Raw genomic sequence first — 22,107 nt, 5'->3', positions numbered from 1 at the left:
CGTTACGGCGCCACACGCCCGTTCTTGTTGAACGCACCATAGGTGAGGGGCATCAGCTCGGCGAAGTGCTTCTCCATCTGTTCAGCGCACATCTCGATCTCGCGCTGCGGGAACGACGGAAAGTGGGTTCCGTCACGGCGGGTGCGCAGGCTGAGAAAGTTCATCAGTGCCCTGGCGTTCATCGTCACGTACATCGAGGAGTAGATGTTCAGCGGAAGCACGATTCGCGCAACCTCGCGAGCGACGCCAGCCTCCAGCATCCGTTGGTACGCCGTATAAGCCTGTCGTGACACGTCGCGGGTCTGCTGCTCGACAAGCGCGGTCTGCTCCGCCGTGCCCGGCAGGAAGTCGTAGGCGCCCGGCTTGCCGACCTGCAGCAGGTTGCGGTCGGATGCTGGAACGTAGAACACCGGTCGCAACTCCCGGTAGCGGCCGGACTCCTCGTTGTACGACGCGATGCGGTGACGCATGAACTCGCGGAACACGAAGATCGGCGCCTGCACGTAGAAGGTCATCGAGTTGTGCTCGAACGGGCTGCCGTGGCGGTCGCGCATGAGGTAGTTGATCAGGCCGCGGTCGCGTTTCACGTCGACGTCGGTGTCTGTCCCGTCGAGCCTGCTCCCCTCCAGCGATTGCTCGCCCTGGGTCGACACCCGCGCGGCAAAGAGCACATCGGAGTCGTGGGCGCTGGAACGCACCAGCTCAACGGTCACATCGGAACGGAATTCGATCTCAGCCACGGGTTCACGTTAGCGGGTACTGCCGGTATGCGCAGTTGGCGTTGGAAGTCGAGTGCCGTAGCCGACGCTCAGGACGCGGTCGGAGTCAGCGTCATCGCACCGGCGTCCGCCCCGTTCTTCGCAACCGTGGCAGAGAGCGGCTCGCCTGGCGCGGCATCCGTCGCCGTGATCACGTAATCGACCAGCTGATCGTCCCCGGAGAACGCCATAGTGAAGACCAGGTCGCTGCCAACAACCTTCATGGTGCCGCTCGACAATTTGGGCGGTAGTCCGTCGCGTGTGACAGTAACCCCGAATATGTTGCCGGCCTGTGGGGTGATCGTCCAGGAGTACCCCTCCGGGTCTGTGCCCTCGTACCTTCCGTCCTGGAAACTCTCGATGGTGTACGTCGAATCGGGCGCCGACGACCCGGGGTTCTGCGTTGGGGACTCATCCGCTGAGCCGCCTGCGACCGAGCAACCGGTAAGCAATACAGCCACCAGCACCACCACCGCCGCGGCAATCTGTTTCCTCATTGTGACTTCATCCTCATCCTGTGTTGACGGCCAACGTAACCCGGTTCGGTGCGCAGATTCGATGGGGAGAGCTGCCCACTGTCGGCAGCAGATTGACCGTTGACCCGGGATCACCACGCGCGGATGAAACGGATGCCGGGTCACGGACGACCAGTGTGTCGCGGCGTAACGAGTCGTCATAGTGGACTGTTTCCTCGACCGCACGCGTAGCGTCACCGGTATGGAACCACTCGTAGCGCTCGGTCTGGTGCTCGCGCTCGTTGCCGTCGCAACCGGCGCCGGCCTGGCGTGGCGCGCCCGTCAGGGCCGCGTGTCCCTCGTTGGGCAACCGGCGACCGGCGCACCCGGTGCTTCGACGGCGTGGGTGATCTCGCCGGCTGACGTCTCGACCACCGAGCCATTCGGCAGCCACGCAACACTCCTGCAGTTCTCGACGGAGCTGTGTGCACGCTGTCCAGGAACCCATCGCCTGCTCCAGACGATCGCGACCTCACGCGATGGTGTCGTGCACCTCGACATCGATCTGACCCGCCGCTCAGACGTCGCTAACCGATTCAACATCCTGCAGACGCCCACCACGCTCATCCTCGATGGCACCGGAAGAATCCAGGCACGCGTGAGCGGCGTACCGAACCGGGAGCACCTTGCCAGCCACCTCGACGAACTCATGAGGAGTCACCATGTCAACATCTCCGGTTGACCGGCGACCGGATGCCGCCGGCATCGATCCGCGCGGACCACGCTTTGGGGCGGGGATCACAGCCGTTCTGCTCCTGGTCGATGTGTTCCTCGGGCTGACGGGGGCATCCGTCGCCGCGCTTGTACTGCTCGCGGCCATTGCCGCCCTGTTCGCCTGGGGCGCGTTCGCTGGGGTGCGGAGGCACCCGTACGGCTGGCTCTTTGCACGGCTGGTTCGCCCACGACTTGCACCGCCCACAGAACTCGAGGATGCCGCCCCGCCCACGTTCGCGCAGGGTGTGGGCCTCTTCGTGACGTTCGTCGGTGTTGTGCTGGGGCTCGTGGGGCTTCCGGTTGCCGTCGTGATCGCGGCCACCGCTGCGTTCCTGGCCGCGTTCCTCAACTCGGTGTTCGGCTACTGCCTCGGCTGCCAGTTGTACCTGCTGCTGGTGCGCGCCCGTGTTCTCGGCCGGGGTCGCACCATCGCCGCGTGATCGTGGGCTCCCTGCACCTTCCCAGTGACCACCCCTAGCCAAAACAGGAGCGCTAGCTAGGCTTGAACCCTCAACTCAGGAGGGCTCATCATGGCACTGACCAGCGAAGCAACCACCGTTTGGAACGGCGATCTCGCCACCGGAAGCGGCACCACAACGCTCGACTCGTCGAAGTCAGCGGAGTTCAGCGTCAACTGGAAAGCCCGCACGGAGGGCGACTCCGGCGTGACAAACCCGGAAGAACTTCTCGGCGCCGCACACGCCACCTGCTACTCGATGTCGCTCTCTCTCGCGCTCAGTGAAGGCGGGCACAAGCCGGAGAGTATCCAGACCACCGCGGCGGTCACGTTCGCCGCCGGCACCGGTGTTGTCGGCAGTCACCTGCTTGTCAGTGCGAACGTGCCGGGAATCACGGAGGAGGAGTTCCTCGCTTTTGCGAATGACGCGAAACTGAACTGCCCGATCTCGAAGGCGCTGGCCGGCATCCCGATCACCCTCGAGGCCGAGCTCGCCTGAGACTGCCCGGCCCCCGATGCGCGTTCTGATTGCCGGCGCTTCCGGACTGATCGGCACGGAGCTGCGCCGCCAGCTCGCTGCGGCGGGCCATACTCCGCTGCGGCTGGTGCGCCGACCGGCGGTGACAAGCGACGAATTCCGCTGGGATCCGTCGACCCTCGGCATCGAATTGGCGGTGATCGACAGCGTCGATGCCGTGGTGAACCTCTCCGGGGCATCGCTGGCGCGGCTGCCGTGGACCCCTGGCTACCGGCGCACGATCCTGCGCTCACGGGTGCACGCGACCCGCACGCTGACGGATGCCATCGGTCGCGCCGCGACGCCGCCGGCGGTTTTGCTCAATGCGTCCGCCGTCGGCTTCTACGGCGACCGCCCGGGAGCGGAGCTCACGGAGGGCTCACCGTCCGGCACCGGATTCCTCGCCACGCTGGTGCGAACCTGGGAGCGTGAGGCCACGCGCGCCGCCGATGTGACGCGTGTTGTGAGCTTCAGAACCGGACTCGTGCTCGCCCGCACCGGCGCCCTTGCGCCGCTTCTGCCGATCACGCAGCTCGGCTTGGCCGGACCGCTTGGCGCCGGCGCTCAGCATTGGCCGTGGATCGGCCTGCACGATGAGGCTGCGGCGATCATGCACCTGCTGGAATCGACGCTGTCCGGTCCGGTCAACCTCGTCGGACCGACGCCGGCGACCGCCGCCGAGGTGATGAAGGACCTCGCGGATGCGCTGCACAGGCCGTTCTGGCTGCCGGTTCCGAAGGTCGTGCTCACGCTGGCTCTGCAGGATGCCGCGCGAGATCTTCTGTTGTCAGACCAGAGAGTGAGCTCGGCCGCGCTGCAGACCGACGGGTTCGAGTTCACGCATCGGACCGCACGCGAGGCGATCGATGCCATGCTCCACTCCGACGGCTAGGCGGCGCGCTCCAGGTCGATGGCGCGGCGGATCGCACCGCGGGCGCGGCGACGGTCACCGGATGCGTCGTAGGCCAGGCCCAGCCTGAACCAGGCGCGCCAGTCGTCTGGCGCGGCATCCACCTCGGACTTGTACTTCGGAAAATCCGCGTCTGCTGCATCGCGAAGCGGCCGACCGCTCGCCCGCACCGGCAGTTCCTCTACCGGCAGCGCCCCCTCCGCCTCAAGCAGGCGCACCAGTCGCTCAGAGCGGATTCCGAACAGAATCTCGCGAACCAGCGCCCACACGCCGATCAGCGGGAGCACCAGCAACGCCACCCCGATAACGATCCCGACCGGCTCACCGCTCTGCACGAACAACACCGCACGCCAGCCGACCAGCACCAGGTACAGCAAGAGCAGCACGGCCATCACGACAACGGCGGTGCGACCCTTCATTCGGCGCCAGCCGAGCCGGCGAGACCGCGATCAAGGCCGAGGTCGATGAGCTGGTCGAGTCCGACGGTCACACCGGTCACCGTTCTGGCCGCGTCGAGCGCCAGCAGGATGCCGCGTTCATAGGCGTCCGCGGAGATCGTGGTGTGCGTGATCGTGAGCGTCTCCCCCGCCCCGCCGAGGTGCACGTCCTGCCGCGCAGACACCCCCTCGAGCCGCAGGCTGTGCACCGGGATACTAGAAACCTGCTGTCCACGTGCGCGCTGGTCGGTGTGCGGCGCCGCCACCGGGCCGCGTTCGCCCCTGGCCGCTCCGATGAGTTCAGCGGTGCGCACGGCGGTTCCAGACGGCGAATCCACCTTGCTGGCGTGATGCGTCTCAACGATCTCGATGGAATCGAAGAATTTCGAAGCCAGCGCGGCAAAGGCACTGCCGAGCACCGATCCCACCGAGAAGTTGGGGATGATGACAACCCCGGTGTTGTCCCTCCCGTCGACCTGCCTGGCCAGGGCATCGATGCGGTCCTGCGACCACCCAGATGTACCCACCAGAACCCGGATGCCGTTTTCGACGGCAAATTCAACCACGCGCTCCGTGACGCCCGGCATGGTCACGTCGACCGCGACATCCGCCCCCAGCATCTCGCTGAGCTCGCTCGAGGAATCGAGCGACGCAACAAGTTCGTAGCCATCGGCCTCTTCGACCAGCCGCGAAATGAGGCGCCCCATCTTGCCTGTTGCGCCGACGACGGCCACGCGTGTAGTCATGCTGCCAATCTATCAATCGCCTGCGTCACGCTCGGCACGGGTCGTAGTCTGGAGGCATGCCAGAGACCGTGCCCGACATCCTTCCCGAGTTCACGACCGTGTCGGTGACGGATGCCGGTGCGCTCACCCTGCTGACGCAGTATTTCAGCGATCGCGAGACCTCGTTTCCCAGCGTGCAGGGGGCCTACCGCACCACATTTCCCTCGCCAGAGCAGTTTCTGCCGCCACTCGGTGTCTTCTTGCTGGTGAGCGCATCGCGAAGCAGCGCCTCACACAGCAGGGCCTCACACAGCAGCGCCTCACACAGAAGCGCGGCCGAAAGCGGCGAGTCGACGGATGGACGATCTGACGCAGACGGCAGCACATTCGTCGGCTGCGGCGGCATCCGGCGGATCGAGGATTCTTCGTCTGGTGTTCGGTTTGAGGTCAAGCACCTGTTCCTCCAGGCCCAGACGCGCGGACGACGATGGGGACGCCTGCTGCTTGCCGAGCTCGAGCGCCGCGCCGCAGAGTTCGGTGCAGACGAGGTGGTGCTCGATACCAACGCCAGCCTTGAAGCGGCGGGGGCCCTTTACCAGCGGGCCGGCTACGAGAACGTCGAACCGTTCAACGACAACCCGAATGCGACGAACTGGTATCGCAAACGGCTGAACTGAAAAGCGCCGCAGCACAACGCTAAACGAGCAGTTGCTCCGGAAGCCCGGTGCGCAACTCGACCGGGAGGTGCCCGAGGTCGTTGTGGGTGAGCAGCGTCCACGGTCGACCTGGCTTCTGCTGCAGCACAGTGAGCCCACAGTTCGCCTGGTTGATACTCACCCAGCGCCAGTCGGGAGCACCGAGAGCTTCGCGCACGAACCAGGCGATCACAAAGTTGTGCGTGATCAACAGGTCATGGCGCTCACCGCGGCGAGACTGCAGAAATTCGGCCGTCGCATCCGCCATCTGGGCACTGCCGGCCTCAATCTCCGCCTCCGTCACCGAACCGAAGAACGGGTCGTAGGCTGACGGGGTCTCTGGCGCCTTGCCGGAGGGAACACAGTCGAACAGCAGCGGAGAAGGCTCCGGTGTGAGCGCGGGCAGCCGGTCGGCGATGATGGCCGCCGTCTCCGCCGCACGCTGCAACGGCGAATGCCAGGCTCCGGTGAACGGAACTCCGCCGAGTCGCTCTGCTAGCAGCTGCGCCTGCCGTTTGCCGCGTCCGGAGAGCGGGCCGTCTGGCATGCCGTGTTCAGCATCCTGCTGCTCGCCGTGACGCACGAGGTAAATATAATGGGGCATCGTTGTCCCTTTCGGTGTGATGCGGAGGGGCTGGGGCGAAGGTGCGGCTACGGTCGAACGCCACTCGGGAGAATGCCCGAGAATGCGTCGGCCGGCAGCGCCCCGACGGCCGAGACCGAAATCGGCCCGGTGAGGTAGTCGGCGGCAAGCGCCTGCACGTCGTCTGGCGTGACCAGGGCAAGCCGTCGCAGGGATTCGTCGAGGTCGACGAATTCCCCCAGCGTGATCTCTGAACGGCCGAGGCGCGACATCCGGGTGTCTGAGTCTTCAAGCGCAAGGGCGGATGCCCCGGAGAGCTGTCCGGACGCCCTCCGCATCTCCTCTGGAGTGACTCCGTGCCGAGCGAGTCGGTGCAACTCCGAGAGCATCAACTCGGCGACCTGGCCGGCCTTCGCCGGTGTGCAGCCGGCGTACATGCCGAAGAGTCCCGCATCGGAATAGCCGGGCGCAAAGGAATAGACAGAATAGGCGAGGCCGCGTTTCTCGCGCACTTCCTGGAACAGGCGCGATGACATGCCGCCACCGAAGATCGAGTTGAGCACGCTCGCGGTGACCCTGCGATCATCTGTTGCCACCAAGCCGGGCATGCCGATCAGCATGTTGACCTGTTCGAGCGGGCGCAGGGCGATGCTGAGCGCCTCTCCCTGGGTGATCTGGGCCGCCCCGCCGGTACGCCGCTCGACCGGGGTCGCGAGCGTCTCCGGGTCCCAGCCTGCCTGCGCGAGGGAGCGGGTGACCTGCGCAACCAGGACGTCATGGTCAACAGCGCCGGCGACGGTGATCACGAGGTCTTGCGGCCGGTAGTTTGCCTGGAAGTGCTCCCACACAGCTGCGCGCGACGCACTGCGAATCGCTTCAGGGCTGCCACCGATGGCGCGGCCGAGCGGATGCTCGCCAAGCACGGCTTCAAAGAAGCGTTCGTTTGCAACGTCTGCCGGGTCGTCGTCCGCCATCGCCAGCTCTTCGAGAATGACACCCCGCTCGGTCTCGAATTCGTCAGGGTCGAGCAGCGAAGAGGTCACCATGTCGGTGAGCACGTCAACGGCCATGGCCAGGTCGCGGTCCTGCACCTTGGCGTAATAGCAGGTGTACTCCTTGGCCGTCATGGCGTTGTGCTCGCCGCCGACGGAATCGAACGCAATCGCAATGTCGAGTGCCGACCGCGTCGGGGTTCCCTTGAACAGCAGGTGTTCGAGAAAGTGGGTGGAGCCGAAGTGCCCCGGCAGTTCGTCGCGCGAACCGACCGCGACCCAATAGCCGATGGTCAGGCTCCGCGAACCGGGTACGTGCTCGCTCAGGATTCTCACCCCACTCGGGAGCACGCTCCGCCTGACCAACGCATCGCCCGCTGCCCGGAAAGACAGTTCGGCCAGGTCCAGGGGAAACTCAACTGCGCCGTCCATGTCACCCACAACCTTACGACACGCCCTCGTGCCGAGTCGCATCCGACATGAGGACAACAGACTGGTCTGTCTATTTCTGTGCTACAGTCTGGATGTTGGAATCGATGCCCACCCCCAAAACATCGATTCCGGTGTTCGGCTCACCGACGCATCCGTGCGTCACAGAGTCACTAATTCCCCATCCGGCCCGAACCCGGAAGAAGTCACATTCTGAGAGTCCCGACTCTCTGGGAGTCACAAAACAGGGTGTCCCTAGCACCCTCTGCACCGGGACCTGGGTCCCACAAAGGAGTTGGCCGGATGGTCGAGCTGAAGGATTCGACTATCCGGCCAACAACTCACGCAAAAGTGCGCATCCTCGACACGGCCAACGAGTTGTTCTACAACGAAGGCGTGCACACCGTCGGCGTCGACCGGATCATCGGAGAGTCGCACGTCACCAAAGCGACCTTCTACAAGTACTACCGGTCGAAGGACGCTCTGATCGTCGCCTACCTGCAGCGTCGAGACAGGCGCGCGCGCGACTATCTCTCGGCATTGAACGTGGACCATGACACCCCTGAGCAGCGCCTGCGGGCGTTGATCGGAGGCATCTCACACGAGATCATGTCGTCCGACTTCCATGGCTGCCCCTTCATCAACGCCGCCGCCCAGTTCACGGACCCGGCGCATCCGGTTCGCACCGCCGTGACTGAACACCGCGACTGGTATGTCGCTTCGGTTGAGGGCCTCTTCCGCGGGCTCGGCCATCCCCACCCAGGCGACGCCGCAGACGACTTCTTTCTCGCGCGCGACGGTGCGTTCGGCAGCGCCCACCTCGGAGATCCCGTCGCCGCCCACGCTGCCCTCCTGCGCGCACTGCAGCGCATTCTCGACGAAGCAACACACTGAGAGAAACGAACCTCACACCAGCGAGACGCGGTCGAGTTCAATCAGTTCAGCCCGAGAGAGACGGATGCCGGCGGCAGCCACCAGCGCTTCGACCTGTTCCGGGCTGCTTGCGCCGGTCACCGGAGCCACAACGGTGCTGCGGGCCAATAGCCAGGCGAGGGCGATGGTGGCCGGTACGACCCGGTGATCGGATGCGACTCGCTCGACGGCACGCAATACTCGCAGCGCCTTGCGATTCAGATAGATCGCGGCTCTGGCACCTCGTGCCGTCGCCGATGTGTCGGACTTCGACCGGTACTTGCCGCCGAGGAACCCGTGCGCGAGGGCGAAGTAGGGCATCATCGCGAGTCCTTGCGCCTGCGTGACGAGCGCAAGGGACGATTCGAACTCCGCTCTTCTCACCAGGTTGTAATGGCTCTGCAGCGCGACAAAGCGCGGTAGTCCATTGGCGGCGAGTACCCGTGCCTCCATCAGGCGCTCCGCCGTGAAGTTCGAGGCGGCGAGGTAGCGCACTTGGCCGCTGCGCAGGAGAACGTCGACGGCGCCCAGGCTCTCCTCGAGCGGAACTGCCGCGTCGTCGAGATGAAAGTACAACAGGTCGATGTAGTCGGTCTGCAGCCGTTGGAGCGACGCCTGCACCGCCCCGATGATGCTGCGCGGGCTGAGCCCTGGATTGTCAAGGTTGCGGCCGATCTTGGTGGCGATGACGACGTCGGCTCGTGCGTGACGGGAGTGCAGCCAGCCGCCGATGATCGTTTCGCTGCGACCGGCCGCGTAACTGTCTGCAGTATCGATGAAGTTGCCGCCGAGTTCACGGTGTCGGTCGAGAATGCGTGTGCTGGTATCGCCGTCTGCCGTCCAGCCGAAGACGCTCCCACCCAAGGCCAGTGGATGCACACGCAGATCGGTGTCGGGTATCAGTCGGCGTGCGCTGGACTCACGCGGCGACAGCAGTTCGGGTGCCGGCGCGGTGTTCTGCACGGCGACGGGCGCCGGACCGGGAGCAACCAGGGGTTCCACGTGGTCCTCCCTCCTCCGTTCTCCAGAGGATATGCCCGACCACCGAAACTCGGCGGCGAACCGCCGAAGCGACGCCAAAATGCATCCGAAACGCCGCACCGATCGGGGATTCGAAGACAGATCCGTCGTTCGCAGCGCGCATGTAGGGCGCGGGCATAGATTCGTACTATGACCGACCTCTATGACATTCCACTCACCATGATCGACGGGACGGAGACCACCTTCGGCGAGTTCCGTGGAAAAACAGTTCTGGTGGTGAATGTGGCATCAAAATGCGGCTTCACTCCCCAGTACGCCGGGTTGCAGGCGCTGTTCGAAAAATATCAGGACGACGGTTTTGTTGTACTCGGTCTCCCGTGCAACCAGTTCATGAACCAGGAACCGGGCACGGACAACGAGATCGAGTCCTTCTGCCAGGTGAACTTCGGCGTGACCTTCCCTCTGACCGCGAAGGTCGACGTGCGGGGAAAGCACCAGCATCCGCTCTACGCCGAGTTGACGAAGTTCAAGCACGGCGTGCTGCCAGGGCTGGTGAAGTGGAATTTCGAGAAGTTCCTGGTGGGCGCCGGCGGGAATGTCGTCGAGCGATTCGCGTCGAAAGTCGAACCGGGCTCTGAAGAGATCGCGAGCGCCGTCGAGCGCGCCCTCGCCACGGCGCGCACGGCCTGAGCCCAACCCGGTCCTCGGGCTGAGACCCGACGACGCGCCACTTACGCGCGCATGCACCACGCACGCATGGCGCATCCGCGCGCGAATGGCGCGTGGGAGGTGTGTGCGTGCGAAACGGCGACGCGTGGGTCAGCGGGCAGCGCGGCGGAGAACAGCTTCGGCGTGGCGCAACACCGGGCCGTCGACCATGCGCCCCCGATACTGGAAGACGCCGCGCTCGGTGGCAGCGGCAGCCAGGAGCGCCTCAGCGTGAGCGACCTCGTCGTCTGCCGGGCGATACGCGTCACGGATGACCGCCACCTGGCTGGGGTGGATGCAGGCGGTGGCCGCGAAGCCACTCGCCACCGCGTCCTGGGCTTCCTCTGCCAGAGCTGCAGAATCGCCGATGTCGAGGAACACGCTGTCAATCGCCGCCTTCCCTGCGGCGCCCGCGGCCAGGAGCACCGACGACCTCGCGTGCCGGGCAACCTCCCGATACCGGCCGTCTGGGAACCTGCTGGAACTACCGCCGAGCGACGCGACCAGGTCTTCTGCTCCCCACATCAGAGCGACCACGTTCGGCGCGGCCGCGATCAACGGCGCGGCGAGCACCCCCGCCGCGCTCTCGCAGAGACCGATGACGCCGAAGCCGTCGAGGGCCGATGCCTGCTCCGCACCCTCGATCTTCGGCAGCATGACGGTGCGATATGACGTCTGCCGCAGCGCGGCCAGGTCGAGCCCGAAGTCATCGGTATCGGCGGCGTTGACCCGCACGATGGTGCGCGCCGGATCGAGTCGGCTGGCGACCAGTGCCTCCCTGGCACCGTCGCGGGCCGGCGGCGAAACGGCGTCTTCGAGGTCGATGATCACCGCGTCGGCGCGTTCAGCGGCCTTCGCGTAACGCTCCGGCCGATCGGCGGGGCAGAAGAGGAGGGCCGGGCCCATCGCGAAGGTCACGACTTGCCCTCGTGCGCGCTCTGGCACCACACCAGCGTCGATCGGGCGGCCCTCGCCACAATCACACCATCCTGATTGCGGCCGGTGTGCGCGAGGGTGACGATGCCCTGGCCGGGCCGCGACTCCGATAGCCGCTTCTCGGTCACGAGCGTCTCAGAGTAGAGGGTGTCGCCGTGATAGAGCGGGTGCGGGAACGACACCTCCGTGAACCCGAGATTGGCCACGATGGTGCCCTGGGTGAGCTGGGCGACGGATGCCCCGACGAGCGTCGACAGGGTGAACATCGAGTTCACCAGGCGCTGCCCGAATGGTTGTCCAGCAGACCAGGCTGCGTCGAGGTGCAGGCTCTGCGTGTTCATGGTGAGCGTGGTGAACAGCACGTTGTCTGCCTCGGTGACGGTGCGCCCAGGGCGGTGCAGGTAGGTGGTGCCCGGTTCGAATTCCTCGAAGTAGAGGCCGCGCTGCAGCACGGTCCTGCCCGGTGGCGTGGAATCGGCAGGTGGCGTGGAATCGTCAGGGAGTGCGGTCATGCGTGCACCACGTCGTCTGCCACGGTGAGCGGGGCCCCGGTGGCGGCAACGACCTCTTCGACGCTCACGCCCGGTGCGACCTCCCGCAGAACCAGTCCGGCATCCGTCACCTCGATCACGGCGAAGTCCGTCACGATCAGGTCGACGCAGCCGCGCCCGGTCAGGGGGAGGCTGCATTCTGAGACGACCTTGGGGTTCCCGTTCCTGTCGACGTGCTCCATCATGATGATCAGTCGCTTGGCCCCGAAGACGAGGTCCATCGCACCGCCCATGCCCTTGACCATCTTGCCGGGGATCATCCAGTTCGCCAGATCACCGTTGGCCGCGACCTCCATCGCCCCGAGCACGGCGACGTCGACGTGTCCGCCGCGCACCATTCCGAAGGAGGTGGCTGAGTCGAAGTAGGCCGCGCCCTGGTTGACGGTGACGGTCTCCTTGCCGGCGTTGATCAGGTCTGGATCGAGATTCTCCTCGGTCGGGTACGGCCCGACGCCGAGTATTCCATTTTCGGAATGCAGGACCACCTCGATGTCATCAGGGATGTAGTTCGGGATCAGCGTCGGCATTCCGATGCCGAGGTTCACGTATTGTCCGTTCTCCAGTTCCTGCGCCACGCGGGCGGCGAGTTCAGTGCGTGTGAGTGCCATGGTTATGCTCCCTGCCTGTCGCTGACTGTGCGCCGCTCGATGCGCTTCTCCGAGTCGCCGACGACGACGACCCGCTGCACGAAGATCCCCGGCGTGTGCACATCAGCCGGATCGAGTTCTCCGGGTTCGACGAGTTCTTCGACTTCGGCAATGGTGATGCGACCGCAGGCTGCGGCGAGCGGGTTGAAGTTCATTGCGGCGGCGTGGAAGACCAGGTTGCCGTAGCGGTCGCCCTTCTGCGCGTGAACCAGTGCGAAATCGGGCCTCACCGAACGCTCGAGCACGTAGTCGTTACCGTCGAAGTCGCGCACCTCGCGCGGCTCTGACGCCTTCTCGATTCCCCCGGCACCGTCGTAGCGTTGCGGAAGGCCCCCTTCGGAGATCTGGGTTCCCACCCCCGCGGGGGTGTAGAAGGCAGGGATCCCGGCTCCGCCCGCGCGCATCCGTTCGGCCAGCGTGCCTTGCGGTGTGAGCTCGACCTCGAGCTCACCGGAAAGGAACTGACGGGCGAACTCCGCATTCTCGCCGACATAGGAACTGACCGTGCGACGGATGCGGTGGTCGGCCAGCAGTATCCCCAGCCCCCAGTCGTCGACGCCGCAGTTGTTGCTGATGGTCTCGAGGTCGCCGATGCCAGCATCGTGTAGCGCCTGGATGAGCGTTGCGGGAATCCCGCACAGGCCGAAGCCGCCGACGGCGAGGGATGCCCCGTCCGGGATATCAGCGACCGCCTCTGCCGCACTGCTGACAACTTTGTCGATCATGCCGTTCTCCCGTCGATTTGCCGCGGCGTTGCCCATGGCACTGAATCCATTAGAGCGTGTCGAGACCCAGTTCGCGAGAGATCACCATGAGTTGCACCTCTGTCGTGCCCTCGCCGATCTCGAGGATCTTGGAGTCGCGGTAGTGACGGGCGACCGGATTCTCGTTCATGAAGCCGTACCCGCCGAAGATCTGGGTGGCGTCGCGAGCGTTGTCCATCGCGGCTTCGCTGCCGATCATCTTGGCGAGGCTGGCTTCCATCTTGAACGGCTGGCCCGCTACCAACTTCAGAGCTGCGTCGTAGTACGCCAGGCGGGCGGCGTGCACTCGCGCCTGCATCCTGGCGATGGTGAACGCGATGTGCTGGTTCGAGCCGATGTTGCGGCCGAACACGTTGCGGGTCTTTGAGTAGCGCAGTGCCTCCTCGAGGCAGCCCTGCGCCGCGCCGGTGCAGAGAGCCGAGAAGGCAACGCGCCCCTCATCGAGCGTCTGGATGAAGTTCGCGAATCCGCGCCCGCGCTCCCCGAGCAGGTTGGCCTCCGGAACACGCACGTCGGTGAGCGTCAGCGGATGCGTATCAGACGTGTGCCAGCCGACCTTGTCATAGCTGGGTTCAACGGTGAATCCCGGCGTGTCCGTCGGCACCAGGATGGCCGTGAGTTCCTTCTTCACCGAGCCGTCCGGCCGGGTGGATTCGCCGGTGACAGCGGTGATGGTGACCAATTTGGTAATCTCGGTGCCCGAGTTGGTGATGAACTGCTTCGTGCCGTTGATCACCCACTGGCCGTTCTCGAGGTTGGCCGTGGTCTTCGTGCCGGCGGCATCCGAACCCGCGTCGGCTTCGGTCAGGCCGAATCCGGCGAGCGCCTTGCCCTGGGCGAGCATCGGCAGCCATTCGCGCTTCTGTTCCTCGGTACCGCTGCGCCAGATCGGCATCGCCCCGAGTCCAACACCGGCTTCGAGGGTCACCCCGATCGACTGGTCCGCACGGCCAAGCTGCTCGACGGCGAGGCACAGGGAGAGGTAATCCTTGCCCTGGCCGCCGTACTCCTTCGGGAAGGGCAGGCCGAACAGCCCCATCTCCCCCATCGCCGCGATGATGTCGTACGGCAGCTCCCGCTTTGTGTCGTACTCATAGGCAGCGGGGGCCACGACGGAGTCGGCGAAGTCGCGTACCTGGTCGCTGAGTTTCTGATGCTCATCGCTCAGCTGGTAGGTGGTGAGGCCGCGGGTGCTGTGGTCGACGGTGCGGCGCCTGGCTGCACCACCTTCACGGGTTGTCGGGGGCGCTTCGACCGTTGAGGTGGTTGCGGTGGGGTTCATGACTCTTCTCCCTGGAGTGATGGTGAGGGTGGTGTGGTGCCATCGGCCGACGTCGGGTCTGACGGGGTGATGGTGGCGACGATCTGGTCGAGTTTGACCAGGTCGCCTGGTGTGACGGTGACGGTGACGATTCCGGGTAGCGTCGCGGTGAGACGGTGCTCCATCTTCATCGCCTCGACGGTGAGGATGGTGTCGCCCACAGCCACCGTGTCGCCGGTCGTCTGGCTGAGCGCGATGACGGTTCCCGGCATGGGAGACCGCACCTGGGGGCTCGCTGTTCCGAGCTCATTCCGGTCGATGCCGGCGAGGCGCTCCTCAAGCGCCTGGGCACGGGAGCGGTGCACGATGCCGACCGAGAAGCCGTCATTGCCGAGCCAGAGACGGCCGGTCGCCTTGTCGAGAGCAATCTCGACGGTTCGCACCTCCCCTCCGTAGTCGACGCTGTAAGTATGCGGACGGCCTGGCAAACGCCGGATACCGGCCTTCTGCACCGGTGAGTCGCCGACGGTGACGGATGCGACATCCGGTCCGCCGTCGATCAGCACGTCGACCGAGGCGGTTGGGCCGGTTGCCAGGCTGTACCTGGTCGCGCGATGCGGACCGATCCGCCAGCCGGTGGGTCGCGACCAGACCGGGCTCTGCGAGCCGCGTGGCTCCCACTCGCGCAAACGAAGAAACAGCGCGGCGGCGGCGAGGGTGTTCTCGTCCGCTCCGCGGAAGGCGAGTTCTGGGAGCCTGCGTTCGATCAGCCCGGTGTCGAGGCGGCCGGCCTGCACGTCGGGGTCTTCGACCAGCAGGCGGAGGTACTCGATATTCGTGGCGACACCGAGCACAACCGTGTCGGCGAGCGCTCGGTCGAGCCGGCCGAGCGCCTGCTGCCGGTCTTCGCCCCAGGCGATGACCTTGGCGAGCATCGGGTCGTAGTCGGATCCGATCGTGAAACCTTCGACGAGCGCGCTGTCGACGCGGATGCCGTCGCCGGTTGGTTCTTCGAGTACCAGCACCGTGCCGGCAGCAGGCAGGAATCCGTTCTCCGGATTCTCGGCGTAGATTCGTGCCTCGATGGCGTGCCCGGTGAGCACAACGTCGTCCTGGCCGAGCGTGAGCCGCTCTCCCGCCGCGATGCGCACCTGCCAGTCGACGAGGTCGATGCCGGTGACCATCTCGGTGACCGGATGTTCGACCTGCAGGCGGGTGTTCATCTCCATGAAGAAGAACTCATCTGGTGCGTCGTCAGACACCAGGAACTCGACCGTGCCTGCTCCTGCATAGTCGACGCTGCGGGCAGCAGCGCAGGCAGCTTCTCCGATGCGGGCGCGGGTGGTCTCGTCGAGAAGCGGAGACGGCGCCTCTTCGATGACCTTCTGGTGTCTGCGCTGCAGCGAGCATTCACGTTCGCCGAGGTGGATGACGTTGCCGTGCGTGTCGGCCAGCACCTGCACCTCGATGTGGCGCGGCCGGTTGACGAGTCGCTCGAGGAAGAGTGTGTCATCACCAAAGGCCCGTGCTGCGACGCGGCGTGCGGTGACCAGGGTCTCGGCGAGGTCTTCCTGCCGTTCAACGACGTGCATGCCTTTGCCGCCACCACCGGCCGACGGCTTGATCAGAAGGGGGTAACCGACCTTTGTGGCAGCAGCAATCAGCTGATCATCGGTCAGCCCGGGTTCCGCGATGCCGGGGATGGTGGGCACTCCGGATGCGGCGACGTGGTTCTTGGAGCGGATCTTGTCGCCCATCACGCTCAGCGCGTGCACGCTCGGGCCGATGAAGACGATGCCCGCCTCTTCGCAGGCGCGGGCGAACCCCTCGTTCTCGCTGAGGAAACCGTAACCGGGGTGGATGGCGCCGGCTCCCGTTTGCCTCGCCGCAGCCAGGATCGCATTCGCACTGAGGTAACTCTCGGTCGGGGCCGCCGGTCCGATGCGCACGGCGGCATCCGCCAGCCCGACGTGCTTCGCTCCCCGGTCCGCGTCGCTGTAGACCGCGATGGAACGGATGCCGCGCTCACGCAGCGTGCGGATGATGCGGCAGGCGATCTCGCCCCGGTTGGCCACCAGAACGGTGTCGAAGGTAATGGCGTTTGTCCTCATGGCAGCCCTCACATCCGGAAGAGACCGAAGGCGGTCTCCGGTAGGGGTGACTGCGCACAGACGTCGAGCGCGAGGCCGAGCACCGTGCGCGTGTCGGCCGGATCGATCACGCCGTCGTCCCAGAGCCGCGCGGTGGAATAGTACGGGCTGCCCTGCTGCTCATATTGCTCGGTGATCGGCGCTTTAAACGCGGCCTCGGCATCCGTCGACCATTCTTCGCCACGGCCCTCAAGCTGTTCCCGCTTCACGGTGGCGAGCACCGAGGAGGCTTGCGGGCCGCCCATGACCGAGATACGGCTGGCCGGCCACATCCAGAGGAAGCGCGGCGAGTATGCGCGGCCGCACATGGAGTAGTTACCGGCGCCGAACGAACCGCCGATCACCACGGTGAGCTTCGGAACCCGCGTGGTGGCGACAGCGGTGACCATCTTGGCGCCGTGCTTGGCGATGCCGCCGGCTTCGTAGTCGCGGCCGACCATGAAGCCAGAGATGTTCTGCAGGAAGACCAGGGGAATGCCACGTTGGTCGCACAACTCGATGAAGTGCGCGCCCTTCTGGGCCGATTCGCTGAACAGCACGCCGTTGTTGGCGACGATGCCGATCGGATGCCCGTGCAGCCGGGCGAAGCCGGTGATCAGGGTGGTGCCGTACTCACGTTTGAACTCGTGGAACTCACTGCCGTCGACGAGCCGGGCGATGACCTCGTGCACGTCGTACTGTCCCTGCACATCGGTGGGAACGGCGCCGTAGAGTTCGCTCTCGTCCACGACCGGGTCGACCGTCGGCAGCACGTCCCAGGGTGCGGCGGCCGGCCGCGGAAGGGTCGACACGATGTCGCGCACGATCTGCAGGGCGTGATTGTCGTTTTCTGCAAGGTGGTCTGTGACGCCGGAAGTGCGCGCGTGCAGGTCTCCCCCGCCGAGTTCCTCTGCCGTGACGATCTCACCGATCGCTGCTTTCACCAGCGGAGGGCCACCGAGGAAGATGGTGCCCTGGTTCCGCACGATCACGGTTTCATCGCTCATCGCGGGCACGTAGGCGCCGCCGGCCGTGCACGATCCCATCACGGATGCGATCTGCGGAATCTTAGCCGCAGACATCCGTGCCTGGTTGTAGAAGATGCGGCCGAAGTGTTCGCGGTCGGGGAAGACATCGTCTTGCATGGGGAGGAAGGCCCCACCGGAATCCACCAGATAGATGCAGGGCAGACGGTTCTCAAGGGCGATCTCCTGGGCCCGCAGGTGCTTCTTGACGGTCATCGGGTAGTAGGTGCCGCCCTTGACCGTCGCATCGTTCGAGATGACAAGCACCTGTCGGCCGTGCACGAGGCCGATGCCGGCGATCACGCCCGCGCCTGGGCTGTCGTCGTTGTACATGCCGTTGGCGGCGAGCGGCGCAATCTCGAGGAACGGGCTGCCCGTGTCAAGCAGCTCGTCGATGCGTTCGCGGGGCAGCAGTTTGCCGCGTGCGATGTGACGCTGGCGTGATTTCTCCGGGCCGCCGAGGGTGGCGACGGCGAGCCGCTCGTGGAGGTCGTTGACAAGCGCGCGCTGGGCGGCGTCGTTCGCGAGGAACGACGAACTGGCGGAGTCGATCTGGCTGGCGAGTGTCTCCATCGACGGCTTCCCTGGTTGGTGTGCAACGAGTACAGTTAGGGATTACTAACTCAATTAGGTTAGTCGTTGTTAACTGAAATGTCCAGAGAACGGATGCGGCATGGCCGACACGGCACCCGGTGCGATCGCCCCCGCCACCCCGCGCAGTCGCGCGAAAGCCGACCGACGAGAGGCCCTGCTCGCTGCCGCGGCGGCGCTGTATGCACGTTCGGGCTTCAACGGTGTGTCGATCGAGGATCTCGGCACCGCTGTCGGCGTGAGCGGACCCGCGGTGTACCGGCACTTCACCGGCAAGCAGGCCGTGCTGGCGGCACTGTTGGTCGGCGTGAGCGAGGACCTGGTTTTCGGCGGACGCGCGGTCGCAGACCAGGCCGACGACGCGGCATCCGCTCTTCGTTCCCTGATCGCATTCCATGTCGACTTCGCCCTGTCGAATCCCGACGTGATTCGCGTGCAAGACCGCGACCTCGACCAGCTGGCCGACGAGGATCGCCACCGGGTGAGGGCGCTGCAGCGCAGTTACGTCGAGCTCTGGGTCGACGTGCTCGGCCGTGCGCACCCCGGTGTGGATGCCGCGTCGCTGCGCATCCGCGCTCACGCCACGTTCGGCCTGATCAACTCCACGCCGCACAGCGCGGCCGCGTCACCGACATCGGCGGTGCGCGCCCTGCTCGAGGAGATGGCGCTTGCGGCTCTGACTCCGGCCCGCTGACCCCGACCCCGTGACGCCGACCTCCTGACATCCCGCGCGTGCGGCTGAATCGTCGGTTTGGCGTCGCTCGAAGGGACGACATGAGCGCACGCGCGCAAGAAAACTCAGTCCTTGACGCCTCGGCCGGGCAGGCCTAGCCTCAGCATGAGAGACTCTCAGATTCACAGGTGAATAGAGGTCAGATCATGCCACAGTTCATGGATATCCACCGCAATATGTCCGGATTGACCGCAGACGACCTGCTCGCGGCACACAACGCCGACCTGGAGATTCAGGACACCGAAGACGTCGTCTTCAAGCAGGCGTGGGCCAGCCCGGAAGACGGCGTGATCTTCTGCCTGTCAGACGGACCGGACGCCGAGGCAGTGAAGCGCATCCACGAGCGCGCAGGACATGCAACCAACGAGATTCACGAGGTTCCGCTCGTCGTCTGAACCCGGGCACCGCGATCGCCAACGGCGACCGTCATGGGCCCTCGACGACGGTAGTGCCAACATCAGTAGTCGCCGACATCGCCGCGCACCCAGGCGATGTAGCGTTCGAGCGAGCGCTTCACCAGGTTCTTCGCGCCGGCGTCGATGACCTGGCCGAATGAGCCGTACGCCCGGTCATACTCCAGCGGCTCCAGTCGATCGAGAATCTGACGCACGGCACGCTCAGGCAACGGGATGCGGTTCGGGTACGAACGCATCGTGCTCACTGATTTGTTGTCAGGCCCGATGAAGATGGTGTCACCGGTCAGGATGATTCCGCGATCGTGTTCATCGCCCGACCAGTGCAGCACGCTGCTTCCGGGAAAATGACCACCACACTGCACGAGACGGATGCCGGGCAGAGGAGTCGCTTCATCGCTCCAGTGGGCGATCACCGGGTCGGGCCGCCTGGTCCAGTGCTTGTCCGCCTCGGCCACGTAGACGGGGGCATTGTCGAAGGCGTGGCTCCAGCTGACCATCGCGCCCATCAGGTGGGGGTGGCTACCGGTGATCGCAGCCAGCCCGCCCAGCCTCTGCACCTGCGCGACGGCATCCGGGTCGATGTATCCCGGCGGTTCCCAGAGCAGATTGCCGCCGCCGGTCTGGATCAAAAGTGACTGGTGGCCGATTCCGACGCTGGGCTCCACGCGCATCCGGTGCAGCCGGGGTTCGACGTCAATGACGGTCGCCGCGGTGCCCGCCTGCCCCAGCCGCTCCGCAGTCGTCCAGCCCTGTCCGGAGATCGGCACATACTGCCGCTCGTCATCGCAGATCACACACCGGGAGGGCGACACGGGTGTGTCTTCGTGCTCGAGTCCGCAGGCGGTGCAGATCCACAGTGTCATTTCACATCCAGTGTCATTTCACATCCAGTGTCATTTCGACTCGTCGGGATTCTGCTCGGCGTCCGTCGCTCCTGCGGCATCCGCCAGCTGCTGGATTCGCAGCGCAAGGGTGACATCCCGGTCGGTGACCCCTCCGGCGTCGTGCGAGCTGAGTTCGAATGAGATGCTTCCGTAGCCCACCTGCACGTCGGGGTGGTGATTCAGTTCGTCCGCCACAACGGCCACCTGGTCGAGAAGACGCACGGCACCGCCGAAGTCGCCCGTCGAATAGGAGGCGGCCAGGTGCCCCAAACCGTGCGTGAAGGCGGTTGGTTCGAGATCTGCCGCGGTATCGGTCGGGGACAGCAGTGCGGGAAGGGCATTCATGTCCCCACTCTCCACCCGCACCGCACCCCGGTCAACCCCCTCGCGTGACCATCGAAATCGACCGCCGCGCGCGGAGGTCACACCATCATGAGGACCCTGCCGGGGTTGGCCAGGATGGCGCCGATGTCGGCGAGGAACCGCGACCCCTGTTCGCCGTCGACCAGCCGATGGTCGAACGAGAGGCTCAGGGTCATCACGTCGCGCAGGGCGATCTCACCGCGGTATTCCCACGGCAGACGTCGGATTGCGCCCATCGCCAGGATCGCCGCTTCCCCCGGGTTCAGGATGGGGGTCCCCGCATCGATGCCGAACACGCCGATGTTCGTGATCGAGATCGTTCCGCCCGCGAGCGCCGACTGGCTGGTCGTCCCGGCCCTGGCCGCCTCGGTGAGGGCCGACAGCTCAGCAGCAATCTCCGCGAAGCCGAGCGCGTCGGCGTCTTTGATGTTCGGCACGATCAGACCGCGCGGAGTGGCCGCGGCGATACCGAGGTTCACGTAGTTGAACTGCACGATCTCGCCCGCCGCTTCATCCCAGCGGGTGTTCAGCGACGGATTTCTCCTGACGGCGATGCACAGCGCCTTCGCAATGATGGTGAGGATGTTGATGCGCACACCGTCGAACGCTTTGTCGCCCTTCAGCGTTCCAAGCAGTTCGATCGTCGGCGTGACATCCACTGTCAGGAATTCCGTGACGTGTGGCGCCGTGAACGCGCTCTGCACCATCGCCGCCGCCGTCAGCTTTCGCAGGCTCTTGATGGGGCTCCGGGTCTCGCGTTCGCCCGGCGATGCCGAGACAACGGATGCCGCCGGCGCAGTCTGCTCGTGTGCGGCACCCTGCCCCTCGCCAGAAGCCTGCGCGCGAACGTCGTCACGGGTAATGAGGCCGTCTGGGCCGGTGCCGGTGACGGTGACGAGCTCGATGCCGAGGTCGCGGGCGAGGGCACGAACGGGCGGCGTGGAGCGAGGGCGCTCGGCCGTGGCCACTTCGACGGGCTCAGAACGGCGCTCCGACGAATCAGGCGCGATCGACGATGCCCGTTTGGCCGGCGAAGCGGGCTCAGCAGACGCAGCAGGGTCAACCCGAGCCGGTCGCGGTCGACGCTTCGGGCGACCGCCGCGCTCGGCTGCCGCCCCATAGCCGACCAGAACCGCCTCGCGAACAGCGGGCTTCGCAGCATCCGTTGTCACCTGGCTCTCGACTGGAGTGGCGTCACCCTCACCAGCTGCGTCGTCGCCGATTGCCGAAGCGTCTTCGACCTCGAACGACACGATCGGTTCGCCGACGTGCACGACGACGCCCGGCTGTTGGTACAGCTCGGTGACCACACCGGTGAACGGCGACGGCAGTTCGACGACGGCCTTGGCGGTTTCGACGTCGGCGATGTGCTGGTTGAGTTCGACCGGGTCACCCGGCTTGACGTGCCAGGCCACGATCTCCGACTCCGTGAGGCCCTCACCGAGGTCTGGCAGCGCGAATACCTTGAGCATGG

26 protein-coding genes are annotated in these 22,107 nt (G+C 65.6%); 9 read left to right on the top strand and 17 right to left on the bottom strand.

The annotated features are described in order from the left end of the window. Positions 1-2: 2 nt before the first annotated feature. Complete coding sequence (gene thyX, locus K323_RS0119635) at positions 3-740, bottom strand: FAD-dependent thymidylate synthase (protein ID WP_022886972.1); 738 nt, start codon at positions 738-740, stop codon at positions 3-5. Positions 741-808: 68 nt separating this feature from the next. After that, the gene (locus K323_RS0119630; protein WP_022886971.1) at positions 809-1,255 is read right to left on the bottom strand and encodes a hypothetical protein; all 447 of its coding nucleotides are present in this window, start codon (positions 1,253-1,255) and stop codon (positions 809-811) included. 220 nt (positions 1,256-1,475) lie between these two features. On the opposite strand from K323_RS0119630, the gene K323_RS27445 reads away from it, so the two are divergent. From K323_RS27445 to K323_RS0119610, 4 genes are all read left to right on the top strand, one after another. After that, positions 1,476-1,955 (top strand): TlpA family protein disulfide reductase, encoded by a 480-nt coding sequence (locus tag K323_RS27445; protein ID WP_022886970.1) that lies wholly within the window; start codon positions 1,476-1,478, stop codon positions 1,953-1,955. Next, on the top strand, positions 1,936-2,427 hold the full coding sequence (locus K323_RS27440) for a DUF4395 domain-containing protein (RefSeq protein ID WP_022886969.1): 492 nt from the start codon (positions 1,936-1,938) through the stop codon (positions 2,425-2,427). The genes K323_RS27445 and K323_RS27440 overlap by 20 nt, the downstream gene beginning before the upstream one ends. A 90-nt stretch (positions 2,428-2,517) precedes the next feature. After that, positions 2,518-2,943 carry an OsmC family peroxiredoxin gene (locus K323_RS0119615; RefSeq protein ID WP_022886968.1) on the top strand — a complete coding sequence of 142 codons (426 nt, stop codon included), beginning with the start codon at positions 2,518-2,520 and terminating at the stop codon, positions 2,941-2,943. A 16-nt stretch (positions 2,944-2,959) separates the two neighbouring features. Next, the gene (locus tag K323_RS0119610) at positions 2,960-3,853 is read left to right on the top strand and encodes a TIGR01777 family oxidoreductase (protein ID WP_022886967.1); all 894 of its coding nucleotides are present in this window, start codon (positions 2,960-2,962) and stop codon (positions 3,851-3,853) included. Here the strand turns inward: K323_RS0119610 and K323_RS0119605 are convergent. Both K323_RS0119605 and dapB read right to left on the bottom strand, forming a co-directional pair. Beyond that, positions 3,850-4,290: a hypothetical protein gene (locus tag K323_RS0119605; protein WP_022886966.1), complete on the bottom strand. Its 441-nt coding sequence runs from the start codon at positions 4,288-4,290 to the stop codon at positions 3,850-3,852. The genes K323_RS0119610 and K323_RS0119605 overlap by 4 nt on opposite strands. Beyond that, positions 4,287-5,054: a 4-hydroxy-tetrahydrodipicolinate reductase gene (dapB, locus tag K323_RS27435; RefSeq protein ID WP_022886965.1), complete on the bottom strand. Its 768-nt coding sequence runs from the start codon at positions 5,052-5,054 to the stop codon at positions 4,287-4,289. The genes K323_RS0119605 and dapB overlap by 4 nt, the downstream gene beginning before the upstream one ends. 56 nt (positions 5,055-5,110) lie before the next feature. Between dapB and K323_RS0119595 the strand changes: the two genes are divergently transcribed. Continuing rightward, on the top strand, positions 5,111-5,710 hold the full coding sequence (locus K323_RS0119595; protein ID WP_022886964.1) for a GNAT family N-acetyltransferase: 600 nt from the start codon (positions 5,111-5,113) through the stop codon (positions 5,708-5,710). A 19-nt stretch (positions 5,711-5,729) separates the two neighbouring features. On the opposite strand, the gene K323_RS0119590 is transcribed toward K323_RS0119595, so the two are convergent. Further along, positions 5,730-6,332, bottom strand: coding sequence for a histidine phosphatase family protein (locus K323_RS0119590; RefSeq protein WP_022886963.1), 603 nt, complete (start codon positions 6,330-6,332; stop codon positions 5,730-5,732). A gap of 47 nt (positions 6,333-6,379) precedes the next feature. Continuing rightward, positions 6,380-7,735, bottom strand: coding sequence for a M16 family metallopeptidase (locus K323_RS0119585; RefSeq protein WP_022886962.1), 1,356 nt, complete (start codon positions 7,733-7,735; stop codon positions 6,380-6,382). A 300-nt stretch (positions 7,736-8,035) separates the two neighbouring features. Here K323_RS0119585 and K323_RS0119580 point away from each other — a divergent pair, with 300 nt between their 5' ends. Next, positions 8,036-8,626 carry a TetR/AcrR family transcriptional regulator gene (locus tag K323_RS0119580; RefSeq protein ID WP_022886961.1) on the top strand — a complete coding sequence of 197 codons (591 nt, stop codon included), beginning with the start codon at positions 8,036-8,038 and terminating at the stop codon, positions 8,624-8,626. 12 nt (positions 8,627-8,638) lie between these two features. On the opposite strand, the gene K323_RS0119575 is transcribed toward K323_RS0119580, so the two are convergent. Next, positions 8,639-9,646 carry an aldo/keto reductase gene (locus K323_RS0119575; RefSeq protein ID WP_022886960.1) on the bottom strand — a complete coding sequence of 336 codons (1,008 nt, stop codon included), beginning with the start codon at positions 9,644-9,646 and terminating at the stop codon, positions 8,639-8,641. A gap of 168 nt (positions 9,647-9,814) precedes the next feature. Here K323_RS0119575 and K323_RS0119570 point away from each other — a divergent pair, with 168 nt between their 5' ends. Beyond that, on the top strand, positions 9,815-10,315 hold the full coding sequence (locus K323_RS0119570) for a glutathione peroxidase (RefSeq protein ID WP_022886959.1): 501 nt from the start codon (positions 9,815-9,817) through the stop codon (positions 10,313-10,315). A gap of 129 nt (positions 10,316-10,444) precedes the next feature. Here K323_RS0119570 and K323_RS0119565 read toward each other — a convergent pair whose 3' ends face one another. From K323_RS0119565 to K323_RS0119535, 7 genes are read right to left on the bottom strand one after another with little or no spacing between them, the layout of a single operon-like run. Then, the gene (locus K323_RS0119565) at positions 10,445-11,251 is read right to left on the bottom strand and encodes an HpcH/HpaI aldolase/citrate lyase family protein (protein WP_022886958.1); all 807 of its coding nucleotides are present in this window, start codon (positions 11,249-11,251) and stop codon (positions 10,445-10,447) included. Beyond that, positions 11,248-11,781 (bottom strand): MaoC family dehydratase, encoded by a 534-nt coding sequence (locus K323_RS0119560; protein ID WP_022886957.1) that lies wholly within the window; start codon positions 11,779-11,781, stop codon positions 11,248-11,250. The genes K323_RS0119565 and K323_RS0119560 overlap by 4 nt, the downstream gene beginning before the upstream one ends. After that, on the bottom strand, positions 11,778-12,428 hold the full coding sequence (locus tag K323_RS0119555) for a CoA transferase subunit B (RefSeq protein ID WP_022886956.1): 651 nt from the start codon (positions 12,426-12,428) through the stop codon (positions 11,778-11,780). The genes K323_RS0119560 and K323_RS0119555 overlap by 4 nt, the downstream gene beginning before the upstream one ends. A gap of 2 nt (positions 12,429-12,430) precedes the next feature. Then, entirely contained in the window at positions 12,431-13,192 is a 762-nt protein-coding gene (locus K323_RS0119550; protein ID WP_026851879.1) for a CoA transferase subunit A, read from the bottom strand. 49 nt (positions 13,193-13,241) lie between these two features. Continuing rightward, complete coding sequence (locus K323_RS0119545; protein ID WP_022886954.1) at positions 13,242-14,513, bottom strand: acyl-CoA dehydrogenase family protein; 1,272 nt, start codon at positions 14,511-14,513, stop codon at positions 13,242-13,244. After that, entirely contained in the window at positions 14,510-16,603 is a 2,094-nt protein-coding gene (locus tag K323_RS0119540) for an acetyl-CoA carboxylase biotin carboxylase subunit (RefSeq protein ID WP_022886953.1), read from the bottom strand. Before K323_RS0119540 ends, K323_RS0119545 begins: the two co-directional genes overlap by 4 nt. A gap of 8 nt (positions 16,604-16,611) precedes the next feature. Next, the gene (locus K323_RS0119535; protein ID WP_022886952.1) at positions 16,612-18,219 is read right to left on the bottom strand and encodes a carboxyl transferase domain-containing protein; all 1,608 of its coding nucleotides are present in this window, start codon (positions 18,217-18,219) and stop codon (positions 16,612-16,614) included. A gap of 100 nt (positions 18,220-18,319) precedes the next feature. Between K323_RS0119535 and K323_RS0119530 the strand changes: the two genes are divergently transcribed. Both K323_RS0119530 and K323_RS0119525 read left to right on the top strand, forming a co-directional pair. Beyond that, on the top strand, positions 18,320-18,931 hold the full coding sequence (locus K323_RS0119530; protein WP_022886951.1) for an SACE_7040 family transcriptional regulator: 612 nt from the start codon (positions 18,320-18,322) through the stop codon (positions 18,929-18,931). Positions 18,932-19,116: 185 nt separating this feature from the next. Then, on the top strand, positions 19,117-19,365 hold the full coding sequence (locus K323_RS0119525; RefSeq protein WP_022886950.1) for an SCO4226 family nickel-binding protein: 249 nt from the start codon (positions 19,117-19,119) through the stop codon (positions 19,363-19,365). A gap of 62 nt (positions 19,366-19,427) precedes the next feature. Here the strand turns inward: K323_RS0119525 and K323_RS0119520 are convergent, their stop codons facing one another. The 3 genes from K323_RS0119520 to K323_RS0119510 form a co-directional block, all read right to left on the bottom strand. Next, the gene (locus K323_RS0119520) at positions 19,428-20,249 is read right to left on the bottom strand and encodes an MBL fold metallo-hydrolase (protein ID WP_022886949.1); all 822 of its coding nucleotides are present in this window, start codon (positions 20,247-20,249) and stop codon (positions 19,428-19,430) included. Between the two features lie 30 nt (positions 20,250-20,279). Then, a complete protein-coding gene (locus tag K323_RS27430; RefSeq protein WP_022886948.1) occupies positions 20,280-20,615 on the bottom strand; it encodes a 4a-hydroxytetrahydrobiopterin dehydratase in 336 nt (111 codons plus the stop codon). 77 nt (positions 20,616-20,692) lie between these two features. Next, entirely contained in the window at positions 20,693-22,105 is a 1,413-nt protein-coding gene (locus K323_RS0119510) for a dihydrolipoamide acetyltransferase family protein (RefSeq protein WP_026851876.1), read from the bottom strand. Positions 22,106-22,107 lie beyond the last annotated feature (2 nt).

Source organism: Glaciibacter superstes DSM 21135 (assembly GCF_000421145.1).
GTDB lineage: Bacteria > Actinomycetota > Actinomycetes > Actinomycetales > Microbacteriaceae > Cryobacterium > Cryobacterium superstes.
This window is presented reverse-complemented; position numbering and strand designations above follow the sequence as displayed.

Excerpts from the sequence above, each read along its gene's own strand:
- K323_RS0119630 (WP_022886971.1), bottom strand. The coding sequence starts at position 1,255 with ATGAGGAAACAGATTGCCGCGGCGGTGGTGGTGCTGGTGGCTGTATTG.
- K323_RS27445 (WP_022886970.1), top strand. The coding sequence starts at position 1,476 with ATGGAACCACTCGTAGCGCTCGGTCTGGTGCTCGCGCTCGTTGCCGTC.
- K323_RS27440 (WP_022886969.1), top strand. The coding sequence starts at position 1,936 with ATGTCAACATCTCCGGTTGACCGGCGACCGGATGCCGCCGGCATCGAT.
- K323_RS0119615 (WP_022886968.1), top strand. The coding sequence starts at position 2,518 with ATGGCACTGACCAGCGAAGCAACCACCGTTTGGAACGGCGATCTCGCC.
- K323_RS0119610 (WP_022886967.1), top strand. The coding sequence starts at position 2,960 with ATGCGCGTTCTGATTGCCGGCGCTTCCGGACTGATCGGCACGGAGCTG.
- K323_RS0119605 (WP_022886966.1), bottom strand. The coding sequence starts at position 4,290 with ATGAAGGGTCGCACCGCCGTTGTCGTGATGGCCGTGCTGCTCTTGCTG.
- dapB (WP_022886965.1), bottom strand. The coding sequence starts at position 5,054 with ATGACTACACGCGTGGCCGTCGTCGGCGCAACAGGCAAGATGGGGCGC.
- K323_RS0119595 (WP_022886964.1), top strand. The coding sequence starts at position 5,111 with ATGCCAGAGACCGTGCCCGACATCCTTCCCGAGTTCACGACCGTGTCG.
- K323_RS0119590 (WP_022886963.1), bottom strand. The coding sequence starts at position 6,332 with ATGCCCCATTATATTTACCTCGTGCGTCACGGCGAGCAGCAGGATGCT.
- K323_RS0119585 (WP_022886962.1), bottom strand. The coding sequence starts at position 7,735 with ATGGACGGCGCAGTTGAGTTTCCCCTGGACCTGGCCGAACTGTCTTTC.
- K323_RS0119580 (WP_022886961.1), top strand. The coding sequence starts at position 8,036 with ATGGTCGAGCTGAAGGATTCGACTATCCGGCCAACAACTCACGCAAAA.
- K323_RS0119570 (WP_022886959.1), top strand. The coding sequence starts at position 9,815 with ATGACCGACCTCTATGACATTCCACTCACCATGATCGACGGGACGGAG.
- K323_RS0119560 (WP_022886957.1), bottom strand. The coding sequence starts at position 11,781 with ATGACCGCACTCCCTGACGATTCCACGCCACCTGCCGATTCCACGCCA.
- K323_RS0119555 (WP_022886956.1), bottom strand. The coding sequence starts at position 12,428 with ATGGCACTCACACGCACTGAACTCGCCGCCCGCGTGGCGCAGGAACTG.
- K323_RS0119550 (WP_026851879.1), bottom strand. The coding sequence starts at position 13,192 with ATGATCGACAAAGTTGTCAGCAGTGCGGCAGAGGCGGTCGCTGATATC.
- K323_RS0119545 (WP_022886954.1), bottom strand. The coding sequence starts at position 14,513 with ATGAACCCCACCGCAACCACCTCAACGGTCGAAGCGCCCCCGACAACC.
- K323_RS0119540 (WP_022886953.1), bottom strand. The coding sequence starts at position 16,603 with ATGAGGACAAACGCCATTACCTTCGACACCGTTCTGGTGGCCAACCGG.
- K323_RS0119535 (WP_022886952.1), bottom strand. The coding sequence starts at position 18,219 with ATGGAGACACTCGCCAGCCAGATCGACTCCGCCAGTTCGTCGTTCCTC.
- K323_RS0119530 (WP_022886951.1), top strand. The coding sequence starts at position 18,320 with ATGGCCGACACGGCACCCGGTGCGATCGCCCCCGCCACCCCGCGCAGT.
- K323_RS0119525 (WP_022886950.1), top strand. The coding sequence starts at position 19,117 with ATGCCACAGTTCATGGATATCCACCGCAATATGTCCGGATTGACCGCA.
- K323_RS0119520 (WP_022886949.1), bottom strand. The coding sequence starts at position 20,249 with ATGACACTGTGGATCTGCACCGCCTGCGGACTCGAGCACGAAGACACA.
- K323_RS27430 (WP_022886948.1), bottom strand. The coding sequence starts at position 20,615 with ATGAATGCCCTTCCCGCACTGCTGTCCCCGACCGATACCGCGGCAGAT.
- K323_RS0119510 (WP_026851876.1), bottom strand. The coding sequence starts at position 22,105 with ATGCTCAAGGTATTCGCGCTGCCAGACCTCGGTGAGGGCCTCACGGAG.